Here is a 19,963-nt window from a genome sequence, read left to right as displayed (position 1 = left end):
GACACTCTTGACTGGCTGGTTGGATGAAATTAGCTCAATTCATCCCGGGCAGCTGGACCTTGGGCTTCACATCGCTTTGCACGACGGAGGCCATAGGTGCCACCACTCCCTGGCTTTTGAGCAACTCGCCCATGGTCGCCTTGATTCGATATTGAGTAAATAACTGAATGTTCTGGATCTCGGCCAGGCGCCGGGAGGCGGTGAACAACTCGTTTTCACTGTCGAGCAAGTCCAGCAGGGTACGTTCACCCAGGCTGAACTGCTTCTGGTAGGCGGTCCGCACGCTGGTGCTGTGATCCACATATTGCTGGGCGATCGGCACCTGGGCGTTGGCGTTGTTCAAGGCGTTCCAGGCCAGGCCCAGTTCCTCGTTCAGCACCCGCAGGGCGTTGTTGCGGATATCCAGCGCCTGGTTGGACTGGTAGGCCTTGGACTCCAGGTCGGCCTTGTTGCTGCCGCCGGCGAACAGGTTGAAGCGCATGCGCAGCATGGCCTGCCACTCATTGTTGTGGCCGTTCTGGCCGTCCAGGTCATTGTCGGCAGTACGCCCCAGCTCCGCGTCGAAGCGCGGATAGAACGCCGACTTGGCGGCATCGTACTGCTTCTCGGCAGCGACGATATCGGACTCGGCGGAACGCAGGATCGGGCTGTTTTCCAGCATCTGGTGCCGGGCCTCGTCGAGGTTGGCCGGCAACAGCGCCATGAAACTGGCAGGGCGTTCCAGTTGGTCCGGCATTTCTCCGACGGCACTCAGGTAGTTGGTCTGGGCGTCGGCGAGGTTGGTCTGCTCGGTGATCAGGTTGTTGCGGGCTTGGGCCATCCGCGCTTCAGCCTGGTCAAGGTCGGCGCCGCTACCCACGCCACGCTGGGTGCGCAGCTTGATCTGGTCGTAGATACGCTCGTGATTGCGCAGGTTGTCTTCCGCCAGTTGCACGAATTGACGGCGGGTCAGCACATCCAGATAGACCTGGGCCACGGTCAGGGCCGTGCGCTCGGAGGTGCCCAGCAGGGAGTAGGCGCGGGAGTTGACGGTGGCTTGTTGACGCCCGACTTCGCTGGACGTGGCAAAACCGTCAAAAACCATCTGTTGCAGACGCAAACTTGACTCGCCGCGGTTCAAGGTTTCCCAGTGGTTGCTGCCTGTACCCGCACGGGTCGTAGGGTTATCCGTCCCTTCACGACCATAGCCAGCTAGCATGTCCACTCGTGGCAGATAGCCACCTTTGGCGGCTTTCAGCTGGTAGTCAGCAGCCAGACGGCTGTTCACGCCGGCTTGGATTTCCGGGTGCACATCCAGTGCTTTCTGCATGGCTTCAGGAAGGGTTTGAGCCTGCACAAAGCTGGCGGCTAAGGCAAAGGGCAGGGCCTTGAACAGATGAAAACGCATGGTAAGAATTTCCCTCGGACAGCGTGTCCAGAATCACGTCAGAACGTGGCACCACATCGATTTATTACAACCAAAACAACCGTCCGTCGGAAAGTTCAAACTAAGAACTGGTTCACATACTTCAAGTCAGGTTACCGCGTGAATATCAATGTGACATTAATTCGGCGATTGTTTAGGATGGCGTCCATAAGGTCAATAGTTTGGCATAAAGTTAATACCCAAAAAATATAGCCAAACTTTTGACGGTAGATCTGTCAATTACCCGTTCCCAATTACACACCTAGTACGTCCTGACTGAGTTGCGGCCCGCGCCTAAGCCGGTACATGGAAGTCGACTGAGCGGTACACCGGAGAGTCCCCAATGAGCAGTGTTGTTGCCATCGTCAAAAGCATTGTCGGCCAAGTTTTCGTGGTTTCCCCGGAAGGGATCCGACGCGTACTCATTGAAGGGGACCGCCTGTTCGTGGGTGACCAGGTAGACACCGGCCCGGCCGGGGCCGTCACCCTGGAGTTGACCGACGGGCGCACTCTGGACCTGGGGCGTGACACCCAGTGGAGCGGTGCCGCACCGGACTCCAGCACGGACCTGGCACAGGCCACCGCTCAGGCCGCCCCTTCGGTGGCAGAACTGCAGCAGGCCATCGCCGCCGGCGCCGACCCGACCACCGACCTGGAAGCCACCGCCGCCGGCCCGACCGCCGCGGGGAATGGCGGCGCGGCCGGTGGTGGCCACAGTTTTGTGCAGTTGGAAGAGACTGCGGGCCGGGTCGACCCGACCATCGGTTTCCCCACCGCTGGCCTGGGGCTGGCCAATTCGACCCAGGACAACACCTTTGGCGGCCTGACCAACAATGGCGGCCTGGGCAATGGCAACGGCAATGGCAGCGGGAGTGACTCCCTGCGCCCGGCCACCCTGACCCTGGGCGCCACCCCAACCATTACCGAAGCCGGTGGCACCCTGGTGTACACCGCGACCCTGACCCAGGCGCCACTTACCGACCTGACCGTGACCCTGTCCAATGGCGCGGTCATCGTCATCAGCGCCGGCCAGACCACTGGCAGCGTGCAGGTGCCCCTGGCGCCCCAGGACAACGTCTATATCGACCCGGGCCAGATCAGCGTCAGCGTGACCGGCACCACCGGCGGTGGCGGCCTGCTGGTAACGGTCAACCCGACCCCGGCGGTCACCCAGATCACCGACACCATCGACACCACCACCGTCAGCCTGACCGCTGATGCCAGCGTTACCGAGGGCGGGCAGATTACCTACACCGCCACCCTCACCAACCCGGCGCAGACTCCGGTGACCATCACCCTGTCCAACGGCTCGGTGATCACTATCGAAGCGGGCAAGTCCAGTGGCTCGATCAACGTCCCGGCGCCAGCCAATGACGTCTACAAGAACGGCGACACCATCGAAGTCGGTATCACCAAGGCTGAAGGCGGCAACTTCGAGAACCTGCAACCCAGCCCAGACAAAGCGGTCACCACCGTGACCGACAGCATCGACGACACCGGCCTGAGCCTGTCGGCCACCGATACCGTGGCCGAAGGCGGCTCCATCGTCTACACCGCCACCCTGACCAACCCTGCGGGCACCCCGGTCACCGTGACCCTGAGCAACGGCGCAGTGATCACCATCGCTGCCGGTGCCACCTCCGGTACTGCCACCGTCGCCGCCCCTGCCGATGACGTCTATAAAGACGCGGGCAAGGTTGAAGTCACCATTACCAAGGCCGATGGCGGCAATTTCGAAAACCTGGTCACCAACCCGGCTCCGGCTGTGACCGATGTCACTGACACGATCGATACGTCGACGGTCAGTCTGACCGCAACACCAAGCGTGGCTGAGGGTGGCACCGTCGTTTACACCGCATCGGTGACTGCGCCAGTGACCGGTTCGCCGGTAGTCGTCACTTTGTCCAATGGCCAGACCATCACCATTCCAGTGGGCGAGTCGTCCGCCAGCGTCAACTTCACCGCGCCAAACGATGCGTTGGCGGGCGGTAGCTCCCTGAGCACCACTATCACCAAGGCGGATGGCGGTAACTACGAGAAGCTGGAAATCAGCGACAAGCCTGCTGAAACTTCCGTCACCGATACCCCGGATACAACGACACTGAGCGTGACCGCCACCGATACCGTGGCCGAGGGTGGCTCCATCGTCTACACCGCCACCCTGACCAATGCCGCTGGTACTCCAGTCACCGTGACGCTGTCCAATGGTGCAGTCATCACCATCGCAGCAGGTGCCACTACCGGCACCACCACCGTCGCGGCCCCGGCGGATGACGTCTACAAGGACGCCGGTAAAGTCGAAGTCACCATCACTAAAGCGGACGGTGGCAACTTCGAGAATCTGGAGACCAATCCGACTCCAGCCGTCACCGATGTCACGGACACCATCGACACCAGCACCGTTTCGCTGACGGCTACCCCTAGCGTCGCCGAAGGCGGCACTGTGGTTTACACCGCCTCGGTGACAGCGCCGGTAACCGGCTCGCCAGTCGTGGTGACCCTGTCCAACGGCCAGACCATCACCATCCCAGTGGGCGAGTCTTCCGGCAGCGTGAATTTCATCGCTCCCAACGATGCGTTGGCGGGCGGTAGCTCCCTGAGCACAACCATTACCAAGGCCGACGGTGGCAACTACGAGAAGCTGGAAATCAGCGACAAGCCGGCTGAAACCAGCGTGACCGATACCCCGGACACCACCACTCTGAGCCTCTCGGCTACTGAGTCTGTAGCTGAAGGCGGTTCGATCATCTACACCGCCACATTGACCAATGCCGCTGGTACTCCAGTCACCGTGACCCTGAGCAATGGTGCAGTGATCACCATCGCTGCCGGTGCTACCTCGGGTACAGCGACCGTCGCGGCCCCGGCTGACGACGTGTACAAGGACGCCGGCAAAGTCGAAGCCACCATTACCAAGGCCGAAGGCGGTAACTTCGAGAACCTGGAAACCAACCCGACTCCAGCTGTGACTGATGTCACCGATACCATCGACACCAGCACCGTTTCCCTGACCGCAACTCCAAGCGTGGCTGAGGGTGGCACCGTCGTTTACACCGCCTCCGTGACCGCGCCAGTGACCGGTTCGCCGGTGGTCGTCACTCTGTCCAATGGCCAGACCATCACTATTCCGGTTGGCGAAAGCCAGGGCTCGGTAAACTTCACCGCACCCAACGATGCATTGGCTGGCGGCAGCTCCCTGAGTACCACCATCACTAAGGCCGACGGCGGCAACTACGAAAAACTGGAAGTCAGCGACAAGCCCGCTGAAACCTCGGTCACCGATACTCCTGACACTACAACCTTGAGCCTCTCGGCTACTGAGTCCGTGGCTGAAGGCGGCTCCATCGTCTACATCGCCACCCTGACTAATGCCGCAGGTACTCCGGTCACCGTGACGCTGTCCAACGGCGCAGTGATCACCATCGCCGCAGGCGCCACTACCGGCAACACCACCGTCGCGGCCCCGGCGGATGATGTCTACAAAGACGCCGGCAAGGTTGAAGCCACGATCACCAAGGCCGAAGGCGGCAACTTCGAGAACCTGGAGACCAACCCGACTCCAGCTGTGACTGATGTCACCGATACCATCGACACCAGCACCGTTTCCCTGACCGCCACGCCAAGCGTGGCTGAGGGTGGCACTGTTGTTTACACCGCGTCGGTGACTGCGCCAGTGACCGGTTCGCCGGTAGTCGTCACTCTGTCCAACGGCCAGACCATCACTATTCCGGTTGGCGAAAGCCAGGGCTCGGTAAACTTCACCGCACCCAACGATGCATTGGCTGGCGGCAGCTCCCTGAGTACCACCATCACTAAGGCCGACGGCGGCAACTACGAAAAACTGGAAGTCAGCGACAAGCCCGCTGAAACCTCGGTCACCGATACTCCTGACACTACAACCTTGAGCCTCTCGGCTACTGAGTCCGTGGCTGAAGGCGGCTCCATCGTCTACACCGCCACCCTGACTAATGCTGCCGGCACCCCGGTCACCGTAACCCTCAGCAACGGCGCAGTGATCACCATCGCAGCAGGTGCCACTACCGGCACCACCACCGTCGCAGCCCCGGCGGATGACGTCTACAAGGATGCAGGTAAAGTCGAAGTCACCATCACTAAAGCGGACGGTGGCAACTTCGAGAACCTGGAGACCAACCCGACTCCAGCGGTCACCGACGTTACCGATACCATCGACACCAGCACCGTTTCACTGACGGCTACCCCTAGCGTCGCGGAAGGCGGCACTGTGGTTTACACCGCGTCGGTGACAGCGCCAGTGACTGGCTCGCCAGTGGTGGTGACCCTGTCCAACGGTCAGACCATCACCATCCCGGTGGGTGAGTCGTCCGCCAGCGTCAACTTCACCGCGCCAAACGATGCCCTCGCTGGCGGCAGCTCCCTGAGCACCACCATCACTAAGGCCGACGGCGGCAACTACGAAAAACTGGAAGTCAGCGACAAGCCTGCCGAGACCTCGGTCACCGATACTCCTGACACTACAACTCTGAGCCTCTCGGCTACTGAGTCCGTGGCCGAAGGTGGTTCCATTGTCTACACCGCGACCCTGACCAATGCCGCTGGTACGCCAGTGACCGTGACTCTGTCTAACGGTGCGGTGATCACCATCGCCGCGGGCGCTACTTCAGGCACCGCCACAGTGCCTGCGCCTGCCGATGACGTTTACAAAGATGCGGGCAAGGTCGAGGCAACGATCACCAAGGCCGATGGCGGCAATTTCGAAAACCTGGTCACCGACCCGGCTCCGGCTGTGACCGATGTCACTGACACGATCGATACGTCGACCGTCAGCCTGACCGCTACCCCAAGCGTCGCTGAAGGCGGCACCGTGGTGTACACCGCATCGGTTACGGCACCGGTAACCGGTTCGCCGGTTGTGGTCACACTGTCCAACGGTCAGACCATCACCATCCCGGTGGGTGAGTCGTCCGCCAGCGTCAACTTCACCGCACCAAACGATGCCCTCGCTGGCGGCAGCTCCCTGAGCACTACCATCACCAAGGCAGATGGCGGCAACTACGAGAAGTTGGAAGTCAGCGACAAGCCAGCCGAGACTTCGGTTACCGATACCCCTGACACCACCACTCTGAGCCTGAGCGCTACCGAGTCCGTGGCCGAAGGTGGTTCGATTGTCTACACCGCGACCCTGACTAATGCCGCTGGTACTCCAGTCACCGTGACCCTGAGCAACGGCGCAGTGATCACCATCGCTGCCGGTGCTACCTCGGGTACAGCGACCGTCGCCGCGCCAGCTGATGATGTCTACAAAGACGCTGGTAAAGTCGAAGCCACCATCACTAAAGCCGAAGGCGGCAACTTCGAGAACCTGGAGACAAATCCAGCCCCGGCGGTGACTGATGTCACTGACACCATCGACACCAGCACTGTTTCACTGACGGCTACCCCTAGCGTCGCGGAAGGCGGCACTGTGGTTTACACCGCGTCGGTCACTGCTCCAGTAACCGGCTCGCCAGTCGTGGTGACCCTGTCCAACGGCCAGACCATCACCATCCCGGTGGGTGAGTCGTCCGCCAGCGTGAACTTCACCGCACCCAACGATGCGTTGGCGGGCGGTAGCTCCCTGAGCACCACTATCACCAAAGCGGACGGCGGTAACTACGAGAAGTTGGAGGTCAGCGACAAGCCGGCAGAGACCTCGGTTACCGATACTCCAGACACTACAACCCTGAGCCTCTCGGCTACTGAGTCCGTGGCTGAAGGCGGCTCCATCGTCTACACCGCCACATTGACTAATGCCGCAGGTACTCCGGTGACCGTGACGCTGTCCAACGGCGGCGTGATCACCATCGCCGCTGGCGCTACTACCGGCACCACCACCGTCGCGGCCCCGGCGGATGACGTCTACAAGGACGCCGGTAAAGTCGAAGTCACCATCACTAAAGCGGACGGTGGCAACTTCGAGAATCTGGAGACCAATCCGACTCCAGCAGTCACCGATGTCACGGACACCATCGACACCAGCACCGTTTCCCTGACTGCCACGCCGAGCGTCGCCGAAGGCGGCACTGTGGTTTACACCGCCTCGGTGACAGCGCCGGTAACCGGCTCGCCAGTCGTGGTGACTCTGTCCAACGGTCAGACCATCACCATTCCCGTGGGTGAGTCGTCCGCCAGCGTGAACTTCACCGCTCCCAACGATGCGTTGGCGGGCGGCAGTTCGCTCAGCACCACCATTACCAAAGCCGACGGCGGTAACTACGAGAAGCTGGAAATCAGCGACAAGCCGGCTGAAACCAGCGTGACCGATACCCCGGACACCACTACCCTGAGCCTGAGCGCTACCGAGTCCGTGGCCGAAGGTGGTTCGATTGTCTACACCGCGACCCTGACCAATGCTGCGGGTACGCCTGTTACTGTCACGCTCTCTAACGGCGCGGTGATCACCATCGCCGCTGGCGCCACTTCCGGTACTGCCACCGTCGCGGCCCCGGCGGATGACGTCTACAAAGATGCAGGCAAAGTCGAAGCCACCATTACCAAGGCCGAAGGCGGTAACTTCGAGAATCTGGAGACCAACCCGACTCCAGCAGTCACCGACGTGACTGACACCATCGACACTTCGACGGTCAGTCTGACTGCAACACCAAGCGTCGCCGAAGGCGGCACTGTGGTGTACACCGCCTCCGTGACTGCGCCAGTGACCGGTTCGCCGGTAGTCGTCACTCTGTCCAACGGTCAGACCATCACCATTCCAGTGGGTGAGTCGTCCGCCAGCGTGAACTTCACTGCGCCCAACGATGCTCTGGCTGGTGGTAGTTCCCTGAGCACCACCATTACCAAAGCCGACGGCGGCAACTACGAGAAGCTGGAAGTTAGCGACAAGCCAGCCGAGACTTCGGTTACCGATACCCCGGACACCACCACTCTGAGCCTGAGCGCGACCGAGTCCGTGGCTGAAGGCGGTTCCATCGTCTACACCGCCACCCTGACTAATGCCGCAGGTACTCCGGTCACCGTGACCCTCTCCAACGGCGCAGTGATCACCATCGCTGCCGGTGCTACCTCAGGCACAGCGACCGTCGCCGCGCCAGCTGATGACGTCTACAAGGACGCCGGCAAGGTCGAGGCAACGATCACCAAAGCCGAGGGTGGCAACTTCGAGAACCTGGAGACCAACCCGACTCCAGCCGTCACCGATGTCACTGACACCATCGATACCAGCACTGTTTCGCTGACAGCTACCCCTAATGTCGCCGAAGGCGGCACTGTGGTTTACACCGCGTCGGTCACCGCCCCCGTGACTGGTTCCCCGGTCGTAGTGACTCTGTCTAATGGCCAGACCATCACCATTCCAGTGGGCGAGTCGTCCGCCAGCGTCAACTTCACCGCGCCAAACGACGCTCTGGCTGGGGGCAGTTCGCTCAGCACGACCATTACCAAAGCCGACGGTGGCAACTACGAAAAACTGGAAGTCAGCGACAAGCCGGCTGAAACCTCGGTAACTGACACACCAGACACTACAACCCTGAGCCTCTCGGCTACTGAGTCTGTAGCTGAAGGCGGTTCGATCATCTACACCGCCACATTGACCAATGCCGCTGGTACTCCAGTCACCGTGACCCTGAGCAACGGCGCAGTGATCACCATCGCTGCCGGTGCTACCTCGGGTACCGCGACCGTCGCCGCGCCAGCTGATGATGTCTACAAAGACGCTGGTAAAGTCGAAGCCACCATCACTAAAGCCGAAGGCGGTAACTTCGAGAACCTGGAGACCAATCCAGCCCCGGCAGTCACCGACGTCACAGACACGATCGATACGTCGACGGTCAGTCTGACCGCAACACCAAGCGTGGCTGAGGGTGGCATTGTTGTTTACACCGCGTCGGTCACTGCTCCGGTAACCGGCTCGCCAGTGGTGGTGACCCTGTCCAACGGACAGACCATCACCATTCCAGTGGGTGAATCGTCCGGCAGCGTGAACTTCACCGCACCCAACGATGCGTTGGCGGGCGGTAGCTCCCTGAGCACCACCATCACTAAGGCCGACGGCGGCAACTACGAAAAACTGGAAGTCAGCGACAAGCCCGCTGAAACCTCCGTCACCGATACCCCGGACACCACCACTCTGAGCCTGAGCGCTACCGAGTCGGTGGCTGAAGGCGGCTCCATCGTCTACACCGCGACCCTGACCAACGCCGCCGGCACCCCGGTGACCGTGACGCTGTCCAACGGCGCAGTGATCACCATCGCAGCGGGTGCCACTACCGGCACCACCACCGTCGCGGCCCCGGCGGATGACGTCTACAAAGATGCAGGCAAAGTCGAAGCCACCATCACCAAGGCTGAGGGCGGCAACTTCGAGAATCTGGAGACCAATCCAGCCCCGGCAGTCACCGACGTCACAGACACGATCGATACGTCGACGGTCAGTCTGACCGCCACTCCGAATGTGGCTGAAGGCGGCACCGTCGTTTACACCGCATCGGTGACTGCGCCAGTAACCGGCTCCCCAGTCGTAGTGACCCTGTCCAACGGACAGACCATCACTATTCCGGTTGGCGAAAGCCAGGGCTCGGTGAACTTCACCGCACCCAACGATGCGTTGGCTGGCGGCAGTTCGCTCAGCACCACCATTACCAAAGCCGACGGCGGTAACTACGAGAAGCTGGAAATCAGCGACAAGCCGGCAGAGACCTCGGTTACCGATACTCCTGACACCACCACTCTGAGCCTGAGCGCGACCGAGTCCGTGGCCGAAGGCGGTTCCATCGTCTACACCGCGACTCTGACTAATGCAGCCGGCACCCCGGTCACCGTGACCTTGAGCAATGGCGCGGTAATCACCATCGCCGCCGGCGCTACTTCCGGTACTGCCACCGTCGCCGCTCCGGCTGACGACGTGTACAAAGACGCCGGCAAGGTCGAGGCAACGATCACCAAGGCCGAGGGCGGTAACTTCGAGAACCTGGAGACTAATCCAGCGCCAGCGGTGACTGATGTCACTGACACGATCGATACGTCGACCGTCAGCCTGACCGCTACCCCAAGCGTCGCTGAAGGCGGCACCGTGGTGTACACCGCATCGGTTACGGCACCGGTAACCGGTTCGCCGGTTGTGGTCACACTGTCCAACGGTCAGACCATCACCATTCCGGTGGGTGAGTCGTCCGCCAGCGTGAACTTCACCGCACCCAACGATGCGTTGGCTGGCGGCAGCTCCCTGAGCACCACCATCACCAAGGCGGATGGCGGTAACTACGAGAAGCTAGAGGTCAGCGACAAGCCCGCTGAAACCTCGGTCACCGACACCGTCGACACCACCAATCTCAGCCTCAGTGCCACCGATACCGTGGCTGAGGGTGGCCAGATCACCTACACCGCGACCCTGAGCAATGCTGCAGGTACTCCGGTCACCGTGACTCTGAGCAACGGTGCCGTGATCCATATCGAGGCCGGTAAAACCAGTGGCACCGTGACCGTCCCGGCACCTAGCGATGACGTTTACAAGGACGCCGGCAAGGTCGAAGCCACCATCACCAAGGCCGAAGGCGGCAACTTCGAGAAGCTGGTGCCGAACACCACGCCGGCCGTGACTGACGTAACCGATACCATCGACAACTCCACCGTATCGCTTAAAGCCACGCCTTCGGCGGCCGAAGGTGGCAACGTCACTTACACCGCGACTGTCACTGCTCCGGTGACCGGCTCACCTGTAGTCGTGACCCTGGCAAATGGCGAGAAGATCACCATCCCGGTCGGCGAAACCACTGGTTCGGTAAGCATCAGCGCACCGAACGATGTATTGGTCGGTCACACTCCGCTGACCAACTCCATCACCAACGTCAGCGGTGGTAACTACGAGAACCTGGTGGCCGACAAGACTCCGGTCAGCACCACCGTGACCGACACCGTCGACACCACCAGCGTCAGCCTCAGTGCCACCGGCACTGTGGCTGAGGGTGGTTCCATCGTTTACACCGCCACCCTGAGCAATGCTGCAGGTACTCCGGTCACCGTGACCTTGAGCAATGGTGCAGTCATCACCATCGCCGCCGGCGCCACTACCGGCACCACCACCGTCGCGGCTCCAGCCGATGACGTCTACAAGGACGCCGGCAAGGTCGAAGCCACCATCACCAAGGCCGAAGGCGGCAACTTCGAGAAGCTGGTGCCGAACACCACGCCGGCCGTGACTGACGTAACCGATACCATCGACAACTCCACCGTCACCCTCAAGGCCACACCTTCGGCTGCAGAAGGTGGCAATGTCACTTACACCGCCACCGTTAGCGCTCCAGTGACCGGTTCGCCCGTAACCGTGACCCTAGCCAATGGCGAGAAGATCACCATTCCGGTCGGCGAAACCACTGGTTCGGTAAGCATCAGCGCACCGAACGATGTATTGGTCGGTCACACTCCGCTGACCAACTCCATCACCAACGTCAGCGGTGGTAACTACGAGAACCTGGTGGCCGACAAGACTCCGGTCAGCACCACCGTGACCGATACCGTCGACACCACCAGCGTCAGCCTGACGGCCACTGGCACCGTCGCTGAGGGCGGCCAGATCACCTACACCGCCACACTGACCAACGCCGCCGGTACTCCGGTGACCGTGACCCTGAGCAACGGCGCGGTAATCACCATCGCCGCCGGCGCCACTACCGGCACCACCACCGTCGCGGCTCCAGCCGATGACGTCTACAAGGACGCCGGCAAGGTCGAAGCCACCATCACCAAGGCCGAGGGCGGCAACTTCGAGAAGCTGGTGCCGAACACCACGCCGGCCGTGACTGACGTTACCGACACCATCGACAACTCCACCGTCACCCTGAAGGCCACACCTTCGGCTGCAGAAGGTGGCAACGTCACTTACACCGCCACCGTTAGCGCTCCAGTGACCGGTTCGCCCGTCACCGTGACCCTGGCAAATGGCGAGAAGATCACCATTCCGGTCGGCGAAACCACTGGTTCGGTAAGCATCAGCGCACCGAACGATGTATTGGTCGGTCACACTCCGCTGACCAACTCCATCACCAATGTCAGCGGTGGTAACTACGAGAACCTGGTGGCCGACAAGACTCCGGTCAGCACCACCGTGACCGATACCGTCGACACCACCAGCGTCAGCCTGACGGCCACTGGCACCGTCGCTGAAGGCGGCCAGATCACCTACACCGCCACCCTGACCAATGCCGCCGGCACTCCGGTGACCGTGACTCTGAGCAACGGTTCGGTGATCCATATCGAGGCCGGGAAAACCACCGGGACGGTCACCGTTGCGGCGCCGGCAGACGACGTCTACATCGACGCAGGCAAGGTCAACGCCACCATCACCAACGCCACTGGCGGCAACTTCGAGAAGCTGGTCACGGACACCACGCCAGCGGTGACCAACGTCACCGATACACTGGACACCACTTCGGTGGGTATCAGCGGCAGCGCCTCGGTCACCGAAGGCCAGACCGCCAGCTACACCGTGAGCCTGACTCACCCGGCGCAGACCGAAGTCACCCTGAAGATCAGCTACAGCGGCACCGCCACCGACGGTTCGGACTTCAGCGGCGTGTACACCGTGAAGATCCCGGCCGGCGCCAGCAGCGCCACCTTCAACGTCGCCACCATTGACGACAAGATCACCGAAGGCACCGAGAACTTCACGGTCAAGATCGACTCGGCCACTGGCGGCAACTTCGAAAACCTGGTGGTGGGCAGCAACAACAGCGTCACTACCTCGATCATCGATAACGACGCTCCGCCGGTCATCGACCTGGATGCCAACAACTCCAGCGGTGCTACCGGTGCCGACTACAAGGTCACCTTCACCGAAGGCACCACAGGCCCTGGCGTGTCGATCGCCGACACCGACCTGAGCATCACCGACCCGGACAGCACCCTGCTCACCGGCGCCACCATCGTGCTGACCAACCGCCAGCCGGGGGACTCGCTGAACCTGGGCAACAGCGTCAACGGCATCACCATCAATGCCAACAGCAAGGACGGTTCGATCACCCTGACCCTGTCGGGCAGCGCGACGCTGGCCGACTACATGCAGCAGATCAAGAACATCACCTTCACCAACAACAGTGAAGACCCGAGCACCACGCCACGGACCATCACCGTGACCGTGACCGACGGCGGCAACTACTCCAACGTCGCCACTACCACGGTCAACGTGGTGGCGGTGAACGACGCCCCAACTGCCACTGGCGGCGCCGTGACCGGCAACGAAGACACCCCGCTGGCACTGACCTGGTCGAACTTCGGCGTCAGCGACGTCGACAGCCCGGCGTCCAGCCTCGGCGTGAAGATCACCCAGCTGCCCAGCGACGGCAAACTGCAATACCTGGACGGTTCGACCTGGAAGGATGTGGCCAACAACCAGACCTTCAGCAAGGCCGATATCGATGCCGGAAAACTGCGCTTCACACCGGACGCCAACGAATCCGGAACCAATGGCTACGGCGGCAACGGCGTGGGCAACCAGCAGGCCGATTACGCCCAGATCAAGTTCCAGCCAACCGACGGCCAGGCCCTGGGCAACACCGGCACAGTGACCGTCGACATCACCCCGGTAGCCGATGCGCCGACCCTGAGCGTGGCCGGCAATAGCGTGAATTCGGTGGGCCTGCTCAAGGAAGTCTGGACCGGCCTCAGCGGCCTGGGCACCGACGGCAGCGGCGCGTCCGCCAGCACTCTGAAATCAGTCATTGATGCTGCCGGCACGCCTAACAGCAGCAGCCTGGCGACCAACGTCCAGTCCGACGGCAACATCACGCCGGGCACCGCGTCGAAGACCTCAGGCCTGATCTACCTGGAAGCCGGCAAGGCCTACACCTTCTCCGGCACCGGCGACGACAGCCTGTTGGTGACCATCGGCGGCAAGAATGTGGCCAGCACTACCTGGGGCGCGGGCGGTAACCTCAACGGTACCTTCACCCCGACCACCAGCGGCTACTACACCATCGATATCTACCACCACAACCAGAGCGGCCCGGGCAACTACGACGTCAACCTGTCGGTCAACGGCGCAACGGCGGTGGACCTGAGCAATGCCGGTGTGCCGCTGTACACCGGCGTCACCGACCTGACCAACGCCGGGGTCTCGGTGTCCGACCTGCACGGCACCAACGGTGAAGGCTACTACGACGGCTACAAGCTCAACGAGGGCGGCGAAGGCGGCAGCGTGCATCTGTCGAAGATCAGCACCGGCCTGACCGATACCGACGGCTCGGAAACCCTCAGCGTGAAGATCAGCGGCATTCCGGCAGGCTCGGTGCTCAGCGATGGCGCCGGGCACACCTTCACCGCCACCGCAACTTCCGGTGAAGCCAACGTCACCGGCTGGAACCTGGGCAACCTGACGGTCACGCCACCGCCGTACTACAACGGCACCTTCAACCTGAACGTGACCTCGACCTCCACCGAGTCACTGGGCGGCTCTGCCAGCACTTCGGCGCAGATCCCGGTCAAGGTCTACCCGGCGGTCTACAACTCGGTGGTCGCCACCTCCGGCGACGACACCGTCACCGGTACCGATGGCAACGACATCGTGGTCGCCGACATCGGCGGCCTGACCGTGGTCCCGGGCACCAACTACAACATCGCCTTCATGGTGGACAGCTCGGGCAGCATGAGCAGCGCCTCGATCACCGCGGCCAAGAATTCCCTGACCTCGGTGTTCAATACCCTGAAGAACAGCATCGGCAGCGCCGGCTCGGGTACCGTGAACATCTTCCTCGCCGACTTCGATACCCAGGTCAACAAGTCGGTGTCGGTAAACCTCAACGACCCCACCGCCCTGGCCCAGCTCAAGGCGGTGCTGGATTCGATGACGTCCGGCGGCGGTACCAACTACGAAGACGTGTTCAAGGCCACGGCCAACTTCTTCCAGAGCAGCCAGGCCACCGGCAACAGCAACGCCACTAACCTGACGTACTTCATCACCGACGGCCAGCCGACCTACTACCAGAGCGGCGAGCAGACCAACCCGACGCTGTACGGCAACGTGCGCCTCGACGATGTGGTGACCACCAGCAACTACAAGCTGGGGGATACCTTCAGCACAACCATCGACAGCAACCACATTCTCAGCGTGAGCAGCAACGGTACGGTCAAGCTTCAGACCTACAGCACCAACTGGTGGGGCGGTGGCTCCTGGAATACTGCAACTCTGGGCACCCTGCACGCACAGGGTGACGGCACCTACGAGTTGTCGAACCTGGCGGGTACCGGCAGCAGCACGGACTACTACACCTCCACCAACTCCAGCAGCGGCTTTGCCTTGCTGAGCGGCCTGTCGAACGTCGAAGCCATCGGCATCAACAACGGTGTCAGCCTCAACGACCTCAAGCCCTATGACAGCGATGGCAAGCCGCAGACCAACATCGATCCGAATGACCTGGCCAACTCGATCATCGGTCACACCGAAGCCACCATGCCGGGGGCCGACAAGGTCAGCGGCGGCGACGGCAACGACATCCTGTTCGGCGATCTGGTGAGCTTCAACGGCATCGCCGGCGAGGGTTACCAGGCCATGCAGGCCTATGTGGCCAAGCAGAGCGGGGTCGATGTGAGCAAGGTCACCACCAGCAACGTGCACCAATACATCACCGAGCACTACAAAGAGTTCGATGTGTCTGGCAGCCACGACGGCAACGACACCCTGCTGGGCGGCGCCGGCAATGACATTCTCTTCGGCCAGGGCGGCAACGACCTGCTGGACGGCGGCAAGGGCAATGACATCCTGCTGGGAGGTACCGGCAACGACACCCTGATCGGCGGCCAGGGCAACGACATCCTGATCGGCGGTTCGGGTGCCGACACCTTCGTCTGGAAGGCTGGCGACACCGGCAACGACGTGATCAAGGACTTCAAGGCCAGCGAAGGCGACCGCATCGACCTGCGTGACTTGCTGCAGGGCGAGAGCGCCAGCACCATCGACAACTTCCTCAAGATCACCACCGTGGACGGGGTCTCGACCCTGCAGGTCAGCTCCGAGGGCAAGCTCAACGCCGCCGGGGGCCTGGCCAACGCCGACGTGACGATCAAGCTGGAAGGCAACAACTGGTCCAACGCCAACATCAATTCGTTGATCGCCGGCAGCGACCCGACCATCAAGATCGATCACAACAACAGCTGACCGGCCCCGAGCGGCCACCCCCCAGGGTGGTCGCCGGGCCCCGGCAGGCAGCCCGCGGCGTGACGAGCGCCGCGGCGCACCGCATACTCGCGCTCTGAATGCTGCGTTGGCCTATGCTGCTGCCTGCCTGACGCCGGAAACACATGCCTGAGGGATTCGCCATGTTCTATGTGCAACGCGATGCACAGGGCCAGCTGATTCGCGTGGAAGCCGCCGCTTACGCCGAGGCCACCGAGACGCTGCCCGCCGACCACCACGAGATCCAGACCTGGTACGCCAACGAGGCGGTGGAAGTCAGTCTCAAGCAACTCAAGCAAAGCGACCTGGAAATGATCCGGGTGCTGGACGACCTGATCCAGCTCCTGACCCTCAAGGGCGTGATCCGCATCACCGACCTGCCAGCCGCGGCCCAGGCCAAGCTGATGGATCGCACCCAGGCCCGCGAGGCGCTGGGCGGTTTGAGCCGGTTGATCAATGACGATGAAACCGGATTGATCTGAACCCTTTTCGCCAGCCGACTCCTACTGTAGGAGCCGGCTTGCCGGCGAAAGCGGTTTAAAGGCCTGTAAGCAGGACCGCCGGCGAAAGCGGTTTCAACCCCAGGGAGCCGGCTCGCCGAACAGCTGGCCCTGCACCCCGTACAAGCCCATCTCGCGAATCACCTGCAACTCGCCCTCGGTCTCGACCCGTTCGGCAATCAGCGGCAGGTCGATGCTGTGGGCCGCGCGCTGGATGGCTTCGATAAACAGGCGCTTGTCGCTTTCCTGATCGATGTCGCGGATGTAGCTGCCATCGATCTTCAGGTACGCCAGCCCCAGGCGCGCCAGGTTGCCGATCATGCTGAAGCGCCCACCGAAGCGTTGCAGGCTGAGGGAGAAACCCAGCTCGCGCAGGCGCCGGGTCAGCTGTTCCAGCATGGCCTGCTCGGGTAATTGCTCTTCACCGATCTCCAGAGTCAGGCGCGGACCCAGGTCGGAATGCTGGCGCAGGATCTCGAACACCCGATTCAGGGCGTGCGGGTCCGCCAGGGTCGCCGCCGACAGGTTCAGCGCCAGGCAGTCTTCGTGGCTCGCCATCTGTCTCAGCACCTGTTCGAGCATCAGCAGATCCAGGCGCGAGGTCCAGCCGAAACGCTCCAGCCACGGCAGGAAACGCCCGGCCGGAATGGTCTGGCCCTGTTCATCCAGCAGCCGCGACAGCACTTTGTAGTGCAGCACCAGGTGGGTGTCCCGAGCGGCCACCACCGGCTGGAAATACAGCTGGAAGTGCTGCTCCGACAGCGCCCGGTCCAACAGTCGGTGCCAGGCATGGTGGTCATCCCCGACCTGGGCACTGGCGCCTTGATCGAGGCAGGCCCAGCCGGTGTCACCCTGGGCTTCGGCCTGGGCCAGGGCCTGGTCGCCGAGGCTCAGCACCGCTTGCGGCGAATCACCGTGAGCAAACGCCGCCAGGCCGATGGAGGCCACTGAGGCAACATCGGTGGCGCCGGTGGCGTGCAGGTTACCCAGGGCACTGTCCAGGCTCTGGGCCAGTTGGATGGCTTCCTCACGCACCAGCCCCGGCGCCAGCACCGCGAACTCGCCACCACGGACCCGGGTGACCAGGTTGTGGGTTTCCGGGTACTTGTCGCACTCGCGCAGCAGTTGTTCACCCACCGCCTTGAGCAACTGGTCGGTGCGCTGGCCGCCCAGGCGCTGGTTCAGCCCGGCCAGGTCCTTGACCCGCAACAGCAGCAGGTAGCCGGAACTGGCCTGCTCGGGGTTGCTCACCCGGGCGTGCAGCTGCATTTCGAAATAACGCCGGTTGGCCAGCCCGGTCAGGCTGTCCTGATAGGACTCGGTGCGTAGTTTCTCGCTGCGCTCGGCCTGCTCCTGGAACAGCGCCTTGAGCTTCTCGACCATCTGGTTCATGGCCTGCACCACCCGCCGCAGCTCCGGTGTCCGGGGCAATTGCGGCAGGCTGAGGAATTCACGACGGGCAATGGCGTGGGACTGCTGGACCATATAGTCCAGCGGTTTGAGCTGACGCCGCAGCAGCAGGGCGCCGAGCACCGCGCTCACCGCACCACAGATCAACAGCCAGCCCAGGCTGCCCAGGGCGCTTTGCCAGAGCTTGGCCACGGCGAACATCGGGTGGCTGAGCACCTCGACCCGTGCCGCCTGTTCCCAGCCGCGGCTGACGATGGCATCGCCACCCGCCGGTTCCAGGCCGATCAGGCTGACAAACCACTGGGGCACGTTGCCGACTTCCGGGATGCCGCTGCGCTCGACGATGGTCTTGTCGGTGGCCAGGTCCACCACCCGGATGCTGGCGTAGTAGCCGCTGTCGAAGATCGAACTGACCATCAACTCGACCATCGCCGGATCGTCGATGTTGGGTGTCAGCGACAAGGCCAGGGCCGTGGCCGCGTCCTGGGCATGGGAGCGCAGCTGATTGACATACTGGGTGCGCGAGCTTTCCAGGCTGACCATGAAGCTGCCGCTGAAGGCAACCACCAGGAACAAACAGATTGCGATCAACAGTTGTTTGAACAAAGACATCTGAGCTCGTGCTCCTAGTTAGTCGTCTCGACCGGAAAACCTTCGGCCTGCATTTTTTTCAACACGTCCTGCCAACGGGACAGGCGCTTGGTGTCGCCCACCCGCTTGTTGCCCTTGGCCCCCGGCAGCCACAGACCCTCGGCATTGAAGGAGTACACCGGCAACAGGTCGGTACGCTCGCTGGCCGGGCGGATCGAGTCTTCCAGGCTGTCGAGCACCAGAGGCATGGCCTCCGGGCTGGAATAGTAGGTCAAGACCATGTGCGCACGGTTCTGACGCAGGGCCTTGACGTAGGTGATGCGCAGTTTGTCACTGGAAACCCCGAGGTGGCGCAGGCTGAAATACTTGGCGATCGCGTAGTCCTCGCAATCGCCGGCGCCCTTCCACAATGCCTCGATCGGCGTTTCCCAATAATCCACCTGGTGCCACAGGTCGATGTCTTCCACGTAGCGCATATTCTTGTTGAAGAACAGGTTGACCACCTTCAACTGTTCGCGTTCGGGCACCTGCTTTTGCGTGGCCAGCAGGTGCTGCCAGGCATCGATGCGCGGCTGCCCTTCGCCCAGCGGACCGTAGAGCGCCGTGGCACGGCGGCTGATCAGGGAGAAATCCCAGTCGGCGTGCAGGCTGCCCAGCAGTGCGCCGGCCAGCAGCAATGCCGCGCAGAACCAGCGCAAGGTCCGAGAAAGAGCTAAACGTGCCGCCAATGCAATGCGTCCATGGGAGCTGTCGTAAATCGGCTGATGGTGAAGGCTGGCCCGGCAAAAAACAATGGCACCTTACAATCACCACCCGCCGGAAAAGAGCCGGCGCGAAACATTCAGAGCATAGCTGCAAGCCGCGTTCCGGCGACCAACAGCAACCGCCCGCCCGGCCCGGCACACGCGTACCTTCACGGAC

At 62.2% G+C, this 19,963-nt stretch carries 5 protein-coding genes; 2 read left to right on the top strand and 3 right to left on the bottom strand.

What is annotated here, in order from left to right; all coding sequences use genetic code 11:
* Nucleotides 1-34: 34 nt before the first annotated feature.
* Nucleotides 35-1,387 (bottom strand): TolC family outer membrane protein, encoded by a 1,353-nt coding sequence (locus ABCR88_RS00715; RefSeq protein ID WP_011058515.1) that lies wholly within the window; start codon nucleotides 1,385-1,387, stop codon nucleotides 35-37.
* A gap of 361 nt (nucleotides 1,388-1,748) precedes the next feature.
* Here ABCR88_RS00715 and ABCR88_RS00710 point away from each other — a divergent pair, with 361 nt between their 5' ends.
* Both ABCR88_RS00710 and ABCR88_RS00705 read left to right on the top strand, forming a co-directional pair.
* The gene (locus ABCR88_RS00710; RefSeq protein WP_350403958.1) at nucleotides 1,749-16,523 is read left to right on the top strand and encodes a retention module-containing protein; all 14,775 of its coding nucleotides are present in this window, start codon (nucleotides 1,749-1,751) and stop codon (nucleotides 16,521-16,523) included.
* Nucleotides 16,524-16,684: 161 nt separating this feature from the next.
* Complete coding sequence (locus ABCR88_RS00705; protein ID WP_011058513.1) at nucleotides 16,685-17,023, top strand: hypothetical protein; 339 nt, start codon at nucleotides 16,685-16,687, stop codon at nucleotides 17,021-17,023.
* Between the two features lie 93 nt (nucleotides 17,024-17,116).
* On the opposite strand, the gene lapD is transcribed toward ABCR88_RS00705, so the two are convergent.
* A complete protein-coding gene (gene lapD / locus ABCR88_RS00700) occupies nucleotides 17,117-19,063 on the bottom strand; it encodes a cyclic di-GMP receptor LapD (RefSeq protein WP_350023450.1) in 1,947 nt (648 codons plus the stop codon).
* Between the two features lie 14 nt (nucleotides 19,064-19,077).
* Nucleotides 19,078-19,770, bottom strand: a complete 693-nt coding sequence (lapG, locus tag ABCR88_RS00695) for a cysteine protease LapG (protein WP_011058511.1) — start codon at nucleotides 19,768-19,770, stop codon at nucleotides 19,078-19,080.
* Nucleotides 19,771-19,963 lie beyond the last annotated feature (193 nt).

Source organism: Pseudomonas sp. W17 (genome assembly GCF_040268305.1).
In the GTDB taxonomy this organism is placed as follows: domain Bacteria; phylum Pseudomonadota; class Gammaproteobacteria; order Pseudomonadales; family Pseudomonadaceae; genus Aquipseudomonas; species Aquipseudomonas protegens.
This window is presented reverse-complemented; position numbering and strand designations above follow the sequence as displayed.